At 53.1% G+C, this 14,993-nt stretch carries 26 protein-coding genes; all 26 read right to left on the reverse strand.

Annotated features, from left to right (window positions below; genetic code table 11):
• Window positions 1-9: 9 nt before the first annotated feature.
• Complete coding sequence (gene rpmJ, locus KHU30_RS12575; RefSeq protein ID WP_014004415.1) at window positions 10-123, reverse strand: 50S ribosomal protein L36; 114 nt, start codon at window positions 121-123, stop codon at window positions 10-12.
• A gap of 25 nt (window positions 124-148) precedes the next feature.
• Window positions 149-367: a translation initiation factor IF-1 gene (gene infA, locus KHU30_RS12580; protein WP_014004414.1), complete on the reverse strand. Its 219-nt coding sequence runs from the start codon at window positions 365-367 to the stop codon at window positions 149-151.
• A 37-nt stretch (window positions 368-404) separates the two neighbouring features.
• On the reverse strand, window positions 405-1,736 hold the full coding sequence (secY, locus tag KHU30_RS12585) for a preprotein translocase subunit SecY (protein ID WP_211442978.1): 1,332 nt from the start codon (window positions 1,734-1,736) through the stop codon (window positions 405-407).
• Window positions 1,737-1,770: 34 nt separating this feature from the next.
• Window positions 1,771-2,202: a 50S ribosomal protein L15 gene (gene rplO / locus KHU30_RS12590; protein WP_211442979.1), complete on the reverse strand. Its 432-nt coding sequence runs from the start codon at window positions 2,200-2,202 to the stop codon at window positions 1,771-1,773.
• Window positions 2,203-2,228: 26 nt separating this feature from the next.
• A complete protein-coding gene (rpmD, locus tag KHU30_RS12595) occupies window positions 2,229-2,408 on the reverse strand; it encodes a 50S ribosomal protein L30 (RefSeq protein ID WP_211442980.1) in 180 nt (59 codons plus the stop codon).
• Between the two features lie 10 nt (window positions 2,409-2,418).
• A complete protein-coding gene (rpsE, locus tag KHU30_RS12600) occupies window positions 2,419-2,937 on the reverse strand; it encodes a 30S ribosomal protein S5 (protein ID WP_014004410.1) in 519 nt (172 codons plus the stop codon).
• A gap of 12 nt (window positions 2,938-2,949) precedes the next feature.
• Window positions 2,950-3,312, reverse strand: coding sequence for a 50S ribosomal protein L18 (gene rplR / locus KHU30_RS12605; protein ID WP_061936391.1), 363 nt, complete (start codon window positions 3,310-3,312; stop codon window positions 2,950-2,952).
• A gap of 12 nt (window positions 3,313-3,324) precedes the next feature.
• Window positions 3,325-3,858 carry a 50S ribosomal protein L6 gene (gene rplF / locus KHU30_RS12610; RefSeq protein WP_211442981.1) on the reverse strand — a complete coding sequence of 178 codons (534 nt, stop codon included), beginning with the start codon at window positions 3,856-3,858 and terminating at the stop codon, window positions 3,325-3,327.
• A 10-nt stretch (window positions 3,859-3,868) separates the two neighbouring features.
• Window positions 3,869-4,264: a 30S ribosomal protein S8 gene (gene rpsH / locus KHU30_RS12615; RefSeq protein ID WP_014004407.1), complete on the reverse strand. Its 396-nt coding sequence runs from the start codon at window positions 4,262-4,264 to the stop codon at window positions 3,869-3,871.
• A gap of 14 nt (window positions 4,265-4,278) precedes the next feature.
• A complete protein-coding gene (rpsN, locus tag KHU30_RS12620; protein ID WP_014004406.1) occupies window positions 4,279-4,584 on the reverse strand; it encodes a 30S ribosomal protein S14 in 306 nt (101 codons plus the stop codon).
• Between the two features lie 7 nt (window positions 4,585-4,591).
• The gene (gene rplE, locus KHU30_RS12625; protein ID WP_038484668.1) at window positions 4,592-5,131 is read right to left on the reverse strand and encodes a 50S ribosomal protein L5; all 540 of its coding nucleotides are present in this window, start codon (window positions 5,129-5,131) and stop codon (window positions 4,592-4,594) included.
• Between the two features lie 6 nt (window positions 5,132-5,137).
• Window positions 5,138-5,452 (reverse strand): 50S ribosomal protein L24, encoded by a 315-nt coding sequence (gene rplX, locus KHU30_RS12630; protein WP_014004404.1) that lies wholly within the window; start codon window positions 5,450-5,452, stop codon window positions 5,138-5,140.
• Between the two features lie 9 nt (window positions 5,453-5,461).
• Window positions 5,462-5,830: a 50S ribosomal protein L14 gene (gene rplN / locus KHU30_RS12635; RefSeq protein ID WP_014004403.1), complete on the reverse strand. Its 369-nt coding sequence runs from the start codon at window positions 5,828-5,830 to the stop codon at window positions 5,462-5,464.
• Window positions 5,831-6,066: 236 nt separating this feature from the next.
• Entirely contained in the window at window positions 6,067-6,339 is a 273-nt protein-coding gene (gene rpsQ, locus KHU30_RS12640; protein ID WP_014004402.1) for a 30S ribosomal protein S17, read from the reverse strand.
• A complete protein-coding gene (gene rpmC, locus KHU30_RS12645) occupies window positions 6,339-6,530 on the reverse strand; it encodes a 50S ribosomal protein L29 (RefSeq protein ID WP_014004401.1) in 192 nt (63 codons plus the stop codon). Before rpmC ends, rpsQ begins: the two co-directional genes overlap by 1 nt.
• A 12-nt stretch (window positions 6,531-6,542) precedes the next feature.
• Window positions 6,543-6,962: a 50S ribosomal protein L16 gene (gene rplP / locus KHU30_RS12650; RefSeq protein ID WP_061936379.1), complete on the reverse strand. Its 420-nt coding sequence runs from the start codon at window positions 6,960-6,962 to the stop codon at window positions 6,543-6,545.
• 2 nt (window positions 6,963-6,964) lie between these two features.
• Complete coding sequence (rpsC, locus tag KHU30_RS12655; RefSeq protein WP_211442982.1) at window positions 6,965-7,810, reverse strand: 30S ribosomal protein S3; 846 nt, start codon at window positions 7,808-7,810, stop codon at window positions 6,965-6,967.
• A 9-nt stretch (window positions 7,811-7,819) separates the two neighbouring features.
• On the reverse strand, window positions 7,820-8,152 hold the full coding sequence (rplV, locus tag KHU30_RS12660; RefSeq protein ID WP_172656933.1) for a 50S ribosomal protein L22: 333 nt from the start codon (window positions 8,150-8,152) through the stop codon (window positions 7,820-7,822).
• Window positions 8,153-8,158: 6 nt separating this feature from the next.
• Window positions 8,159-8,434, reverse strand: a complete 276-nt coding sequence (gene rpsS / locus KHU30_RS12665; protein WP_014004397.1) for a 30S ribosomal protein S19 — start codon at window positions 8,432-8,434, stop codon at window positions 8,159-8,161.
• 10 nt (window positions 8,435-8,444) lie between these two features.
• Window positions 8,445-9,272 carry a 50S ribosomal protein L2 gene (rplB, locus tag KHU30_RS12670; RefSeq protein WP_038484661.1) on the reverse strand — a complete coding sequence of 276 codons (828 nt, stop codon included), beginning with the start codon at window positions 9,270-9,272 and terminating at the stop codon, window positions 8,445-8,447.
• The gene (gene rplW / locus KHU30_RS12675) at window positions 9,272-9,586 is read right to left on the reverse strand and encodes a 50S ribosomal protein L23 (protein ID WP_061936375.1); all 315 of its coding nucleotides are present in this window, start codon (window positions 9,584-9,586) and stop codon (window positions 9,272-9,274) included. Before rplW ends, rplB begins: the two co-directional genes overlap by 1 nt.
• Window positions 9,583-10,203 (reverse strand): 50S ribosomal protein L4, encoded by a 621-nt coding sequence (rplD, locus tag KHU30_RS12680; RefSeq protein ID WP_014004394.1) that lies wholly within the window; start codon window positions 10,201-10,203, stop codon window positions 9,583-9,585. The genes rplW and rplD overlap by 4 nt, the downstream gene beginning before the upstream one ends.
• A gap of 3 nt (window positions 10,204-10,206) precedes the next feature.
• Window positions 10,207-10,863, reverse strand: a complete 657-nt coding sequence (gene rplC / locus KHU30_RS12685) for a 50S ribosomal protein L3 (RefSeq protein ID WP_061532012.1) — start codon at window positions 10,861-10,863, stop codon at window positions 10,207-10,209.
• Between the two features lie 268 nt (window positions 10,864-11,131).
• Window positions 11,132-11,449 carry a 30S ribosomal protein S10 gene (gene rpsJ, locus KHU30_RS12690; RefSeq protein WP_038484649.1) on the reverse strand — a complete coding sequence of 106 codons (318 nt, stop codon included), beginning with the start codon at window positions 11,447-11,449 and terminating at the stop codon, window positions 11,132-11,134.
• A gap of 103 nt (window positions 11,450-11,552) precedes the next feature.
• Window positions 11,553-12,749 (reverse strand): elongation factor Tu, encoded by a 1,197-nt coding sequence (gene tuf, locus KHU30_RS12695; RefSeq protein WP_061532011.1) that lies wholly within the window; start codon window positions 12,747-12,749, stop codon window positions 11,553-11,555.
• 94 nt (window positions 12,750-12,843) lie between these two features.
• On the reverse strand, window positions 12,844-14,949 hold the full coding sequence (gene fusA / locus KHU30_RS12700) for an elongation factor G (RefSeq protein ID WP_211442983.1): 2,106 nt from the start codon (window positions 14,947-14,949) through the stop codon (window positions 12,844-12,846).
• Between the last annotated feature and the right edge of the window lie 44 nt (window positions 14,950-14,993).

Genomic DNA, 14,993 nt, shown 5'->3' on the forward strand with positions numbered 1-14,993 from the left:
TAACGTTAATTAACCTTGGCGCTGTTTATGGCGCGGCTCTGTACAAATGACGCGAACCACGCCTTTGCGCTTAATGATCTTACAGTTGCGGCAGATGCGCTTGACTGATGCGAGCACTTTCATTTTCGTCTTCTTTCTATACTAAAAGTTACTTGGTACGGAACACAATCCGTGCCCGGCTTAAATCATAAGGTGTCAATTCTACTGTCACCTTATCTCCTGGGAGGATGCGAATATAGTTCATGCGCATCTTGCCAGAAATATGACCGAGGACGATATGTCCGTTTTCCAACTTGACTCTAAATGTTGCATTGGGGAGATTCTCAAGAATCTCGCCTTGCATCTGGATAACGTCGTCTTTTGCCATTCGGTCTACTGGTTCCTTTGGTCGTTCGCTGCAACACTTAGCGTGTCGAAACGCCGCCCTTGAAATTTGCCTTACGAAGCAGCGAATCATATTGCTGCGACATCACGTAATTCTGTACTTGCGCCATGAAATCCATGGTGACCACTACGATAATCAACAGCGATGTACCACCAAAATAAAACGGTACTTTCCAGCGGGCGATCAGAAATTCCGGAACCAAACACACAACCGTAATATAAACCGCGCCAACCAGTGTCAAACGCATCAGGATCTTGTCGATATAACGTGCTGTCTGCTCGCCCGGACGAATCCCTGGTACAAACGCTCCGCTCTTCTTCAGGTTGTCAGCTGTTTCTTTGCTGTTAAATACCAACGCCGTATAGAAAAAGCAGAAGAACACAATCGCTATCGCATACAGCAGAGCATGAATCGGCTCGCCTGGCGCCAGTGAAGCCGCCATATCCTTGAGGAAATTGACTACCGGATTGGTTGAATCACCCGAAGTAAACCAACTCGTGATTGTCGCAGGAAACAAGATGATCGAGGAAGCGAAGATTGGAGGAATTACACCAGCCATGTTCAGCTTCAGCGGCAAATGACTGCTTTGACCGCCATAAATCTTGTTGCCCACTTGGCGTTTCGCATAATTCACCAGAATCTTGCGTTGGCCACGTTCGATAAATACCACCAGATATGTTACGCCGGCCGCGATCAAACAAATCAAAATCGCCGACACGGGACTCATCGAACCGGTACTTACCTGACCGAACAAACCACCGATCGCATTTGGCAAGCCAGCTGCAATACCCGCAAAGATGATGATCGAGATGCCGTTACCGAGACCACGCTCAGTAATCTGCTCGCCCAACCACATCAAAAACATCGTTCCTGTTACCAGCGTCACAACCGTAGTGAAGCGGAAAGCCAGGCCGGCATCCAGCACCAGGCCAGGTTGCGATTCCAGCGCTACGGCAATCCCCAGAGCCTGAAACGTCGCCAGCAACAGCGTACCGTAACGGGTGTACTGGGTAATCTTGCGACGACCGGATTCGCCCTCTTTCTTCAACGCTTCCAGCTGAGGCGACACAATCGACATCAATTGCATCACGATCGATGCCGAGATATACGGCATGATGCCCAGCGCGAACACGGTGAACCGCGACAACGCACCACCAGAGAACATGTTGAACATGCCCAGAATACCGCCCTGGTGCTGCTTGAACAATTGCGCCAACTGCGATGGATCAATTCCTGGTACAGGAATGTGAGCACCAATACGATATACAACCAATGCAGCAAGCAAGAACCACAGACGGCCCCATGGGAAGCCGCTCGCAGCACTCTTTGCAAGTTGGGGTGAAGTCGCCACTTATTGCTCCATTGCTACGAGTTAGAACGACAAATTAAGCAACCGATCCGCCGGCCGCTTCAATCGCAGCTTTTGCACCCTTGGTAGCGATCAAGCCCTTGAGCGTAACTTTCTTGGTGACTTCGCCCGACAGGATGACGCGTACCACGCGTGCCAGCTCGCCGATCACGCCAGCTTGCTTCAACACCAGGATATCTACTTCAGTTACTGGCAGGTTTTCCAGGTCCGACAAGCGAACTTCTGCTTTGTACGGCGTTGCCATCGACTTGAAGCCGCGTTTTGGCAAACGACGTTGCAAAGGCATCTGACCACCTTCGAAACCTACTTTGTGGAAACCGCCCGAACGCGATTTTTGACCCTTGTGACCGCGGCCGGCTGTCTTACCCAGGCCCGAGCCGATACCACGACCAACGCGACGCTTGTAGTGCTTGGCGCCATCTGCAGGTTGAATAGTATTCAATTCCATAATTTGCTCCGTTCGCAAGCCTAAGCTTACGACACCACTTTCACAAGATAGGACACTTTATTGATCATGCCGCGCACAGCTGGCGTGTCTTGTAATTCGGAAATCGAATTGACACGACGCAGGCCCAGGCCGCGAACTGTTGCGCGATGAGTTTCGCGCGTGCCGATCAAACCCTTGACCAGTTGTACTTTTACAGTCTTTGTCATTTTGATCACCTTAGCCCAGAATTTCTTCAACGGACTTACCACGCTTGGCGGCGATTTCCGATGGAGTGTTCATTTTTGACAAGCCGTTCAAAGTAGCACGAACCATGTTGTACGGATTGGTGGAACCTGTGGACTTGGCCACAACGTTCGTCACACCCAGTACTTCAAAAATTGCGCGCATTGGACCGCCGGCAATAACACCAGTACCGTCTTTCGCTGGCAGCATCAAAACCGATGACGCGCCGTGCTTGCCGGAAATAGCGTGTTGCAGAGTACCGTTCTTGAGCGTTACCTTGATCATCTTGCGACGGGCTTCTTCCATAGCCTTCTGCACAGCAACCGGCACTTCTTTCGATTTGCCCTTGCCCATGCCGATACGGCCATCGCCATCACCAACAACAGCCAATGCTGCGAAACCCATGATACGACCACCCTTGACCACTTTGGTCACACGGTTGACCGCGATCATTTTTTCGCGCATGCCATCATCCGGCTTATCGCTTTGCATTTTTGATTGCATTTTTGCCATGACGATTCTTCCTTAGAACTTCAGACCAGCTTCACGGGCGGCATCTGCCAGCACCTTGACGCGGCCGTGGTAACGGAAACCGGAGCGATCAAACGCAACTTCGGTAACTCCAGCTTTCAGTGCCTTCTCGGCAACGCGCTTGCCAACCAGAGATGCAGCTGCTGCATTGCCGCCTGCACCGGACTTACCGGCCAGTTCTGCACGTACTTCAGCTTCCAGTGTGGAGGCCGAAGCCAGCACTTTAGCGTCAGGGCCGATGATGCTGGCGTAAATGTGCAAGTTGGTACGATGCACTGCCAGGCGGTTCACCTTTAACTCTGCGATCTTGGCACGCGTTTGGCGTGAACGGCGCAGACGTGATTGTTTCTTATCCATCGTCAACCCCTATTACTTCTTCTTGGTTTCTTTAAGGACTACCACTTCGTCCGAGTAACGAACGCCCTTGCCCTTATAAGGCTCAGGTTCGCGGTAAGCACGAACTTCTGCAGCAACCTGGCCAACACGTTGCTTGTCGATACCCTTGATCAGGATTTCGGTCTGCGTCGGTGTTGCCACGGTGACGCCTTCTGGCATCTGATGAACAACAGGATGCGAAAAACCGAGCGACAGGTTCAACTTGTCACCTTGAGCTTGCGCACGAAAACCCACGCCAACCAGGTTCAGCTTCTTTTCGAAGCCCTTGGTTACGCCGTTGACCATGTTGTTGACCAGAGCACGCAGTGTGCCGGACATCGCATTGGCTTCGCGGCTGTCGTCAGCGGCCGCGAAATTCAGCGTGCCGTTGTTGTTTTCGATTTTTACCAGGCCATTCAAAGCCTGGGAAAGCGAGCCCAATGGGCCCTTGACTGTGATCTGCGCTGCTGTAATGGTCGCTTCCGCGCCAGTCGGCAGTGCAATCGGCATTTTACCTACACGTGACATATTGCACTCCTTAGGCGACGTAGCAAATAACTTCGCCACCGACACCGGTTGCGCGCGCTTTGCGGTCCGTCATGACACCAGCAGGTGTCGAAATAATTGCCACACCTAAGCCGTTCATCACGTTAGGGATGTCATCTTTGCCCTTGTAGATCCGCAGCCCTGGACGGGATACGCGATCAAGACGTTCGATAACAGGACGGCCGGCGTAATACTTCAAACCGATTTTGAGTTCCGCTTTGCCGCCTTCTTCTGCGACAGCGAAATCTTCAATGTAACCCTCGTCCTTGAGGACGTTGGCAATCGCAATCTTGACCTTCGACGATGGCATTGCCACGGTTGTCTTGTGAACTACTTGCGCATTGCGGATACGGGTCAGCATATCGGCGATAGGATCGCTCATACTCATTGCATATTCTCCTATTACCAGCTTGCTTTAGTCATACCCGGAATTTCGCCACGCATGGCGATTTCACGGAGCTTAATACGGCCCAGACCGAACTTGCGGAAAGTGCCACGTGGACGACCAGTCAGGGAGCAACGATTACGTTGACGGGTCGGAGCCGAGTTACGTGGCAGCGCTTGCAATTTCAAGCGAGCTTCGTAGCGCTCTTCTTCCGACTTCGATTGGTCATCAATGATTGCCTTTAACTCGGCACGCTTACCGGCGTATTTCTTTACCAGGTCAGCGCGCTTTTGTTCACGGTTAATCAGTGCCAGTTTTGCCATGGCAACCTCAGTTTCTGAACGGAAATTTAAATGCGGCGAGAAGCGATTTTGCTTCGTCGTCGGTCTTTGCAGTCGTCGTGATACTGATATTCATACCACGCAACACATCAATCTTGTCGTATTCAATTTCGGGGAAAATGATCTGCTCTTTCACGCCGATATTGTAGTTACCACGACCGTCAAATGCACGACCGGAGACGCCACGGAAGTCACGAACGCGCGGCAGCGCGACTGTGATCAGGCGATCCAGAAACTCGTACATATGAGCGCCACGCAATGTAACCATGCAACCGATTGGATAGCCTTCGCGGATCTTGAAGCCCGCGATAGCTTTCCGTGCCTTGGTCACGACTGGCTTCTGACCTGCAATCTTGGTCAAATCGCCAACAGCGTGTTCAATGATTTTCTTGTCCGCAATCGCTTCCGACAGACCCATGTTCAGGGTGATCTTCAGGATGCGCGGCACTTCCATTACGGACTTGTAAGCGTATTTCGCTGTCAGGTCGGTAACGACTTTATCTTTATAGAATTCTTGGAGACGGGCCATGATCTCTTAAACCTTAACAACTTCGCCGCTGGACTTGAAAACGCGGACTTTCTTGCCGTCCACATCTTTAAAACCAACGCGATCTGCCTTGCCAGTTGCAGCGTTGAACAACGCAACATTTGACACGTGAATTGGCATCAGCTTGTCAATGATGCCACCAGTTACACCAGTCATCGGGTTTGGCTTGGTCGCTTTTTTAGCGACGTTGACACCCTCTACGACGACGTGATTAGCATCAACGCGTTGCTTTACAACACCGCGCTTGCCCTTGTCTTTACCAGTCAGGACGATTACTTCGTCGCTTTTCCGAATCTTATCCATCTCGACTCCTTACAGCACTTCAGGCGCGAGCGACACAATCTTCATGAAGCGCTCAGTGCGCAGTTCACGAGTGACTGGTCCAAAAATACGCGTACCAATTGGCTCAAGCTTCGCGTTCAGCAACACTGCTGCATTGCCATCGAACTTGACCAACGAACCATCTTGACGGCGAACACCCTTAGCGGTCCGCACGACAACGGCGTTATAGATCTCGCCCTTTTTGACGCGACCACGTGGCGCTGCCACTTTGACGGTAACCTTGATCACATCACCAATGCTGGCATAGCGACGCTTGGAACCACCCAGAACTTTGATACACATGACTTCGCGTGCACCAGTGTTGTCGGCTACTTCGAGCCGGCTTTCCGTTTGAATCATAATATTTTCTTTCCCAACTTAACTCGCTGCCGCACGATGCGGATTTACGGTCAGTCTTGGTCCTGTCAGGGCAACTCTGCTGAGCGCACTGCTTAGGTGGACGACTTCCAAAACTTCTTGCTAGAACAAAAATGTACTGCGGGGTGGTGCTATTTTTTCTTGCCCGCTCTTGTTGGAAGCCAACAGGAGCGAAGCCAAGCATTATTACATCAAAATGCTTGGCTCGCAACCATTACTTACAGGACTTGTGCCACTTGTACCACACGTGTCACGCTCCAAGCTTTAGTCTTGGAGATTGGACGTCCTTCTTGGATCTCGACAACGTCGCCTTCCTTGGCCTGGTTGGTTTCGTCATGTGCATGGTACTTGTTGGTACGCACGATGATTTTGCCATACAGAGGATGCTTGACGTGGCGTTCGATCAGGACGGTAACAGTCTTGTCCATTTTATCGGACACTACTTTACCAACCAGCGTGCGCTTGAGCGCTTGTTTCACTTGATCGTTCATTACAGGGCGCCCTTCGAATTGATCACGGTCTTGACCCGTGCTATATCGCGACGAACTTTCTTCAATTGCGACGTATTGCTCAATTGCTGAGTTGCGATTTGCATGCGGAGGCTAAATTGTGCCTTCAGCAATTCGTTCAGCTCTTTCGTCAAGGCCGCTTGATCTTTGTCGCGGAGTTCAGATGCTTTCATGTTTAACTCCAATTATTGGCCAATTTGACGCACGACGAACGTGGTCAACAGTGGCAATTTAGCTGCAGCCAAACGGAATGCCTCGCGCGCCAGTGTTTCATCGACGCCATCCATCTCGTACAGCATTTTACCTGGCTGGATTTCAGCCACGTAGTACTCGGGATTACCCTTACCGTTACCCATACGGACTTCGGCAGGCTTTTGCGAAATTGGCTTATCCGGGAAAATACGAATCCAGATACGACCACCCCGTTTGATATGACGGGTCATTGCGCGACGAGCTGCTTCAATCTGACGCGCGGTGATACGACCGCGGCCAACCGCTTTCAAGCCAAATTCGCCGAACGACACGGCAGTGCCGCGCGAATGCGAAATGCCTTTGTTGCGGCCTTTTTGCTCTTTACGATATTTTCTGCGTGCTGGTTGCAGCATGATTATTCTCCTGCTTTCTCAGCCGGTGCAGCAACAGCAGCAACACCTTCAGCAGCACCATCCGGCTTCTTGGCACGGGCCGGACGCGCAGCTGGCGCACCTGGACCTGCCGTTGTAGTTTTAGCACGTGGACGACCGGCTGGCTTGCCATCATCGCGACGTGGACCACGGCGTTTCTTGTCATCGTCGTTAGGGACGTCGATTACCGGCGCATCGCCGTTAGCCAGACGATCGCCCTTGTAAACCCAGACTTTGATGCCGATAATGCCGTACGTGGTTTCAGCTTCGCCGAAACCGTAGTCGATGTCAGCGCGCAGTGTGTGAAGCGGTACGCGACCTTCGCGGTACCATTCGGTACGTGCGATTTCGATACCGTTCAGACGACCGGACGACATGATCTTGATCCCTTGCGCGCCCAGACGCATTGCGTTCTGCATCGCACGTTTCATCGCGCGGCGGAACATGATGCGTTTTTCGAGCTGTTGCGCGATCGAGTCAGCGATCAGTTGTGCGTCGATTTCAGGCTTACGAATTTCTTCGATATTAACGTGAACCGGCACACCCATCAGCTTAGTCAGCGCGGACTTCAGTACTTCGATGTCCTCGCCTTTTTTACCAATAACAACACCAGGGCGCGAGCTGTAAATCGTGATGCGTGCATTCTTTGCAGGACGCTCGATAACAACGCGGCCGACCGATGCGTTCTTCAGTTTTTTCTTGAGGAAAGCGCGAACTTTCAGATCTTCGCCGAGCATTTGGGCAAAATTGCTATTGCCTGCATACCAGCGGGATCCCCAGTTACGTGTAACCGCAAGGCGAAAACCGGTTGGATGAATCTTCTGTCCCATCGTGACTCCTTAGTTTCCGACAGTCACGTAAATGTGACAGGATTGCTTCGAGATACGATCGCCACGGCCTTTAGCACGCGCTGTGAAGCGCTTGAGGACCGAACCTTTTTCCACGTAAATCGTCGTAACTTTCAGCTCGTCGATGTCGGCACCGTCATTGTGTTCTGCGTTCGCAATTGCGGACTCCAGAACACGCTTGATGATGGCTGCACCTTTCTTAGGGCTGAAAGTCAGGATGTTTAGCGCGTGATCAATTTTTTTGCCGCGAATCAGGTCGGCGACCAGACGGCCCTTTTGGGCCGACAGGCGCACGCCGCGGAGGGTAGCTTTAGTTTCCATCATCGGACCTTATTTCTTAGCCTTCTTATCAGCAGCATGACCCTTGAACGTACGGGTCAGCGCGAATTCGCCGAGCTTGTGACCAACCATGTTCTCGGACACATATACCGGGACGTGTTGCTTGCCGTTATGCACGGCAATCGTCAGACCGATAAAATCCGGCATGATGGTCGAGCGACGGGACCAAGTCTTGATTGGCTTCTTGTCTTTGACTGCTTGCGCAGTTTCAACTTTTTTCACCAGGTGGGCGTCGCAGAACGGCCCTTTTTTCAATGAACGTGTCATGTTTTATCCCTTATTTCTTGCCGCGGCGCGAGACGATCATGGAAGTAGTACGCTTGTTGCTGCGTGTCTTCTTACCCTTAGTCTGTTGACCCCATGGCGAAACTGGATGACGACCAGCTGCAGTCTTACCTTCACCACCACCGTGAGGATGGTCGACCGGGTTCATGACCACACCGCGAACGGTAGGACGAACACCGCGCCAACGCATCGCACCCGCTTTACCGATCTTGCGCAGGCTGTGTTCGGCATTGCCGACTTCACCTACGGTAGCACGGCATTCGATGTGCACGCGGCGAACTTCACCGGAGCGCAAACGAATCTGAGCGTAAGTACCTTCACGAGCCATCAGCACGACGCCGGCGCCGGCGGTACGGGCCATTTGGGCACCCTTACCTGGCAGCATTTCGACGCAATGCAGAATCGTACCAACCGGAATGTTACGGATTGGCAGGCAGTTGCCGGATTTGATCGGTGCTTCCGAGCCGCTCATTACCTGGTCGCCTACAGCCATGCCTTTAGTGGCGATGATGTAGTGACGCTCGCCGTCGGCGTAGCACAACAGGGCGATATTCGCGGTGCGGTTTGGATCGTATTCGATACGTTCCACTTTCGCAGGAATGCCATCCTTGGTGCGCTTGAAGTCGATCAGGCGGTAATGCTGCTTATGACCACCGCCGATGTGGCGAGTAGTGATATGGCCGTTGTTGTTACGGCCGGCTGTTTTCGATTTCTTCTCAACCAGGGCTGCGAATGGACGGCCTTTATACAGGTCGGGATTAACGACCTTGACCATGCCACGGCGGCCCGGCGAGGTTGGTTTAACTTTAACGAGTGCCATTATTTAGCCTCCTCGGTGAAGTTGATCTCTTGACCCGGCTTCAAGCATACGAATGCACGACGGGTGTGGTTGCGGCGACCCATGGTCTTGCCGCTACGCTTTTGCTTACCCTGGCGATTGGCAACTTGTACCGATTCAACCTGAACTTTGAAGAGCAGCTCGACAGCAGCCTTGACTTCCAGCTTGGTAGCGTCTGGTGCGATACGGAAAACGACTTGCTCGTTCTTCTCCGCAACCATCGTTGCCTTTTCGGAAATCACTGGCGCCAGCAACACTTTCATCAAGCGTTCTTCGCTATGTTTAATTGCGTTCATGCCAGCATCTCCTCAATCTTCGCCAAAGCCAGCTTGGTGATCAGGATCTTCTTGTAGAACACAAGCGATACTGGATCAGCGTGACGTGGCTCACATACCAGGAAGCCTGGCAGGTTGCGCGACGCCAACAACAGGTTTTCTTCCAGGTTGTCGGTAATCACCAACACGGAATCCAGACCCATGGTCTTCAGCTTTTGTGACAGCAGCTTGGTCTTTGGCGCTTCGACCGAGAAATTCTCGACGACCGACAGGCGACCTTCGCGTGCCAACTGCGACAGAATCGAGCAGAGACCTGCGCGATACATCTTCTTGTTTACTTTGTGGGTGAAGTTCTCATCCGGCGAGTTCGGGAAAATCCGACCACCGCCGCGCCACAGTGGCGAGGACGACATACCGGCACGAGCGCGGCCAGTACCCTTTTGGCGCCATGGCTTCTTAGTCGTGTGATGCACTTCTTCACGGTCTTTTTGCTTACGGTTACCGCTACGAGCGTTAGCCTGGTAAGCAACTACGACCTGGTGAATCAGAGCTTCGTTGTAGTCGCGGCCGAAAATGGTATCCGGAGCAGCAACGTTCGAAGCAGCTTGACCTTGGTCATTCAGGAGCTTGAGTTCCATGAATTAGGCTCCCTTCTTAGCTTTGATTTTGATCGCAGGGCTGACCACGACTTGGCCGTTCTTTGCACCTGGAACCGCGCCCTTGACCAGCAGCAGTTGGCGCTCAGCGTCAACACGTGCGATCTCGAGGTTTTGCGTGGTTACAGTAACGTCACCCATGTGACCGGTCATGCGCTTACCAGGGAAAACGCGACCTGGATCCTGCGCCATACCGATGGAACCTGGAACATTATGCGAACGGGAGTTACCGTGGGTAGCACGACCGGACGAGAAGTTGTGACGCTTGATGGTACCAGCGTAACCCTTACCGATCGAGACACCTTGAACGTCAACCTTTTGACCGACTTCGAACAGGCTAGCAGCGATAACTTCGCCGGCCTTCAGCTCGGAAGCCTTGGTTGAATCAATGCGGAATTCTCTGAGGATGGTACCAGCCTCGACGCCAGCTTTGGCGTAGTGACCGGCGGCGGCTTTAGTCACGCGTGAAGCGCGACGCGAACCGAATGCAACTTGAACAGCGGTATAACCGTCTGTTTCAGGCGTTTTGATTTGGGTCACGCGGTTGTTCGACACGTCCAACACGGTTACTGGGATTGAATCCCCATCTTCCGTGAAGATGCGCATCATGCCAACCTTGCGACCAACAAGGCCTAAGCTCATTGTTTTTCTCCATTCCCGCCTACGATTGGGCAGGGCTGATGTTTGTACAACTAAAATAAGCACGACTGCAAAGACGAAATCCGCCGGCAATCGCACCGAAGCCGATCAGTATAACCGCGTAAATTTTTATTTGCAAGACCATCTTTGTCGTGGTATGTCAAACATTCAGCGGTTAAGGCTGATTTACAACACCCGAAAAAACTGGGGGCAGACCATTCGCCACGCTGCCGCGGCTCCTGAAGTCTGCCCCACAATTATTGCGAATTTATTACTGCAGCTTGATTTCCACGTCCACGCCGGCTGGCAGGTCCAGCTTCATCAACGCATCGACAGTCTTGTCGGTTGGGTCAACGATGTCCATCAGACGCTGGTGGGTACGGATTTCGAACTGATCGCGCGAAGTCTTGTTGACGTGCGGCGAACGCAATACGTCAAAACGCTGGATACGTGTCGGCAGTGGTACTGGACCCTTGACGACGGCGCCGGTGCGCTTGGCTGTATCAACGATTTCCTGAGCCGACTGGTCGATCAGTTTGTAGTCGAAAGCCTTCAGGCGGATGCGGATTTTTTGGTTAGGAGCTGACATGATTTTCCTTAAAAGAACGAACCGTGGATGACAGCCACCCACGGTATATGAGTACATTGACAAGCCGCCGGAGCGGCCTGCCTATTGCCTTGCAACTTTGCTATTACGCGTCAGGCAGGATCTTGGCAACAACGCCTGCACCAACAGTACGGCCACCTTCGCGGATCGCGAAACGCAGACCTTCTTCCATCGCGATCGGGTTGATCAGCATCACTGTGATCGACACGTTATCGCCTGGCATGACCATTTCTTTGTCTTTCGGCAACTCGATCGAACCAGTCACGTCCGTCGTACGGAAGTAGAACTGTGGACGGTAGTTGTTGAAGAACGGCGTGTGACGGCCGCCTTCGTCTTTCGACAGAACATAGATCTCGCCTGTGAAATGCTTGTGTGGCTTGATCGAACCTGGCTTGGCCAACACTTGGCCCCGCTCCACGTCTTCACGCTTGGTGCCGCGCAGCAGCACGCCTACGTTGTCGCCGGCTTGACCTTGGTCCAGCAGCTTGCGGAACATTTCAACGCCAGTACATGTGGTGTCTTGTGTATCGCGGATACCCACGATTTGCAGCGCTTCGCCAACCTTGACGATACCGCGCTCAACACGACCGGTCACAACCGTACCGCGGCCGGAGATCGAGAACACGTCTTCCACTGGCAGCAGGAAGGCGCCATCAACAGCACGTTCCGGTGTCGGGATGTAAGTGTCCAGTGCTTCCGCCAGAGCCATGATGGCTTGCTCGCCCAATGGGCCAGTGTCGCCTTCCAGGGCCAGCTTCGCCGAACCCTTGATGATCGGCAGGTCGTCGCCTGGGAATTCGTACTTGGTCAACAGCTCGCGCACTTCCATTTCGACCAGCTCGAGCAACTCTTCGTCGTCGACCATGTCGGCCTTGTTCAGGAACACGATGATGTATGGCACACCAACTTGACGCGACAGCAGGATGTGTTCGCGAGTCTGTGGCATCGGGCCGTCAGCTGCGGAGCACACCAGGATCGCGCCGTCCATCTGAGCCGCGCCAGTGATCATGTTCTTCACATAGTCAGCATGGCCTGGGCAGTCAACGTGAGCGTAGTGGCGGTTTGCAGTTTCGTATTCAACGTGAGCAGTGTTGATCGTGATGCCGCGCGCTTTTTCTTCCGGCGCTGCGTCAATCTGATCGTACGCTTTGGCTTCGCCGCCAAACTTCTTCGACAATACTGTCGCGATCGCTGCTGTCAGCGTGGTCTTGCCGTGGTCGACGTGGCCGATAGTGCCGACGTTGACGTGCGGCTTGGTCCGCTCGAATTTACCTTTTGCCATTTTATTCTTCCTTCAAAAAGAACGATGTCGTTAAACAATGAGTGAAACATTTCAGCCCTTGCCCGCTCGTGGCGGACAAGGGTTACTTGCTTGATTACTTGGCTTTGGACGTTACGATTGCATCGATAACGTTCTTCGGCGCTTCGGAGTAATGCTTGAATTCCATCGAGTAGGTTGCACGGCCTTGTGTAGCCGAACGCAACGAAGTCGAGTAACCGAACATTTCCGACAGAGGTACTTCGGCCTTGATGATCTTGCCGCCACCGCCGGCGATTTCATCCATGCCTTGCACCATGCCGCGACGCGACGACAGATCGCCCATCACGGTACCAGCGTAGTCTTCCGGAGTTTCGACTTCAACAGCCATCATTGGCTCCAGAATAACCGGGCTGGCTTTACGGCAGCCGTCCTTGAACGCCATCGAAGCGGCCATGCGGAACGCATTTTCGTTCGAGTCAACGTCATGGTAAGAACCGAAGAACAGGGTTACCTTGACGTCTACCACTGGGTAGCCGGCCAGGACACCGGTGTTCAATGTTTCGCGGACACCCTTTTCAACTGCAGGGATGTATTCGCGTGGAACGGTACCGCCCTTGATCGCGTCGACGAACTCAAAGCCCTTGCCTGGTTCTTGCGGTTCGATCTTCAGAACCACGTGACCGTATTGACCACGACCACCGGATTGCTTGACGAATTTGCCTTCGATTTCTTCGCAAGTCTTGCGGATGGTTTCGCGATACGCAACCTGTGGCTTACCGACAGTCGCTTCAACGTTGAATTCACGCTTCATGCGATCGACGATAATATCCAGATGCAACTCGCCCATACCGGCGATGATGGTCTGGCCCGACTCTTCGTCTGTGCGGACACGGAACGAAGGATCTTCTTGCGCCAGACGGTTCAGCGCCAGGCCCATTTTTTCCTGGTCAGCCTTGGTCTTAGGCTCGACTGCCTGCGAAATCACCGGCTCCGGGAACACCATGCGTTCCAGGATGATGAATGCGCTGGTGTCGCACAATGTATCGCCAGTAGTCGTATCTTTCATCCCGATCAGCGCAGCGATGTCGCCAGCCAGGATTTCCTTGATTTCTTCGCGCTGGTTGGCGTGCATCTGCACGATACGGCCGATACGCTCTTTCTTGCCCTTGATCGAGTTCAACACGGTGTCGCCCGAGTTCAAAGTACCCGAGTAGCAGCGCATGAAGCAGATCTGACCAACGAACGGATCGGTTGCGATCTTGAACGCCAAGCCGGAGAACTTTTCAGTGTCTTCCGCTTTACGCGAGATCGGCGCATCATCTTCGTCCAGGCCAGGAACCGGCGGCACGTCCAGCGGCGACGGCAGGTAGTCGACCACGCCGTCCAGCATGGCTTGCACGCCCTTGTTCTTGAACGCCGTGCCGCACATCATCGGCACTATTTCGCTGGCGAGGGTACGCTGACGGATCGCAGCCTTGATTTCGGCTTCAGTCAAGTCACCTTCTTCCAGGTACTTGTTCATCAGATCTTCCGATGCTTCAGCAGCGGCTTCGACCATGTTTTCGCGCCACTTGGCAGCATCCGCAGCCAGTTCGGCCGGAATGTCGCGGTAGTCGAAAGTCATGCCCTGGGTATCGTCGTGCCAGTAGATCGCCTTCATCTTGACCAGGTCGATCACGCCTTCGAACTTGTCTTCAGCGCCGATAGGTACTTGCATAGGTACAGGGTTAGCCTTCAGGCGAGCGCGCATCTGCTCGAAAACCTTGAAGAAGTTCGCGCCGGTACGGTCCATCTTGTTGACGAATGCCAGACGTGGAACCTTGTACTTGTTAGCTTGACGCCACACTGTTTCCGACTGCGGCTGCACGCCGCCGACTGCACAGTAAACCATGCAGGCGCCGTCCAGAACACGCATCGAGCGTTCAACTTCAATCGTGAAGTCAACGTGGCCCGGTGTGTCGATGATGTTGATGTGGTGAGGCTGGAAATTACCCGCCATGCCCTTCCAGAAACAGGTGGTCGCAGCGGAAGTGATCGTGATGCCACGCTCTTGTTCCTGCTCCATCCAGTCCATGGTGGCCGCGCCATCATGCACTTCACCGATTTTGTGATTCACACCGGTATAAAACAGAACGCGTTCTGTAGTCGTGGTTTTACCTGCATCGATGTGAGCGGAGATACCGATATTGCGATAGCGCTCAATGGGGGTCTTGCGAGCCATGATTTAATCCTAAGTCTTTTAATGCACGAAACCGAGCGCCATTT

Source organism: Collimonas humicola, assembly GCF_018304945.1.
GTDB lineage: Bacteria > Pseudomonadota > Gammaproteobacteria > Burkholderiales > Burkholderiaceae_D > Collimonas > Collimonas humicola.

Coding starts and splice junctions, on each gene's coding strand:
- rplO (WP_211442979.1), bottom strand. CDS start 2,202: ATGGAATTGAATACTATTCAACCTGCAGATGGCGCCAAGCACTACAAG.
- rplE (WP_038484668.1), bottom strand. CDS start 5,131: ATGGCCCGTCTCCAAGAATTCTATAAAGATAAAGTCGTTACCGACCTG.
- rplN (WP_014004403.1), bottom strand. CDS start 5,830: ATGATTCAAACGGAAAGCCGGCTCGAAGTAGCCGACAACACTGGTGCA.
- rplV (WP_172656933.1), bottom strand. CDS start 8,152: ATGATGGAAACTAAAGCTACCCTCCGCGGCGTGCGCCTGTCGGCCCAA.
- rpsE (WP_014004410.1), bottom strand. CDS start 2,937: ATGGCAAAAATGCAATCAAAAATGCAAAGCGATAAGCCGGATGATGGC.
- rpmC (WP_014004401.1), bottom strand. CDS start 6,530: ATGAAAGCATCTGAACTCCGCGACAAAGATCAAGCGGCCTTGACGAAA.
- rpsQ (WP_014004402.1), bottom strand. CDS start 6,339: ATGAACGATCAAGTGAAACAAGCGCTCAAGCGCACGCTGGTTGGTAAA.
- rpsH (WP_014004407.1), bottom strand. CDS start 4,264: ATGAGTATGAGCGATCCTATCGCCGATATGCTGACCCGTATCCGCAAT.
- rplB (WP_038484661.1), bottom strand. CDS start 9,272: ATGGCACTCGTTAAAGTTAAACCAACCTCGCCGGGCCGCCGTGGCATG.
- rpsC (WP_211442982.1), bottom strand. CDS start 7,810: ATGGGACAGAAGATTCATCCAACCGGTTTTCGCCTTGCGGTTACACGT.
- rplR (WP_061936391.1), bottom strand. CDS start 3,312: ATGGATAAGAAACAATCACGTCTGCGCCGTTCACGCCAAACGCGTGCC.
- rplP (WP_061936379.1), bottom strand. CDS start 6,962: ATGCTGCAACCAGCACGCAGAAAATATCGTAAAGAGCAAAAAGGCCGC.
- rpmD (WP_211442980.1), bottom strand. CDS start 2,408: ATGACAAAGACTGTAAAAGTACAACTGGTCAAGGGTTTGATCGGCACG.
- rpsJ (WP_038484649.1), bottom strand. CDS start 11,449: ATGTCAGCTCCTAACCAAAAAATCCGCATCCGCCTGAAGGCTTTCGAC.
- rplC (WP_061532012.1), bottom strand. CDS start 10,863: ATGAGCTTAGGCCTTGTTGGTCGCAAGGTTGGCATGATGCGCATCTTC.
- rplD (WP_014004394.1), bottom strand. CDS start 10,203: ATGGAACTCAAGCTCCTGAATGACCAAGGTCAAGCTGCTTCGAACGTT.
- rpmJ (WP_014004415.1), bottom strand. CDS start 123: ATGAAAGTGCTCGCATCAGTCAAGCGCATCTGCCGCAACTGTAAGATC.
- rplW (WP_061936375.1), bottom strand. CDS start 9,586: ATGAACGCAATTAAACATAGCGAAGAACGCTTGATGAAAGTGTTGCTG.
- rpsN (WP_014004406.1), bottom strand. CDS start 4,584: ATGGCAAAACTGGCACTGATTAACCGTGAACAAAAGCGCGCTGACCTG.
- tuf (WP_061532011.1), bottom strand. CDS start 12,749: ATGGCAAAAGGTAAATTCGAGCGGACCAAGCCGCACGTCAACGTCGGC.
- rpsS (WP_014004397.1), bottom strand. CDS start 8,434: ATGACACGTTCATTGAAAAAAGGGCCGTTCTGCGACGCCCACCTGGTG.
- rplX (WP_014004404.1), bottom strand. CDS start 5,452: ATGGATAAGATTCGGAAAAGCGACGAAGTAATCGTCCTGACTGGTAAA.
- infA (WP_014004414.1), bottom strand. CDS start 367: ATGGCAAAAGACGACGTTATCCAGATGCAAGGCGAGATTCTTGAGAAT.
- fusA (WP_211442983.1), bottom strand. CDS start 14,949: ATGGCTCGCAAGACCCCCATTGAGCGCTATCGCAATATCGGTATCTCC.
- rplF (WP_211442981.1), bottom strand. CDS start 3,858: ATGTCACGTGTAGGTAAAATGCCGATTGCACTGCCGACTGGCGCGGAA.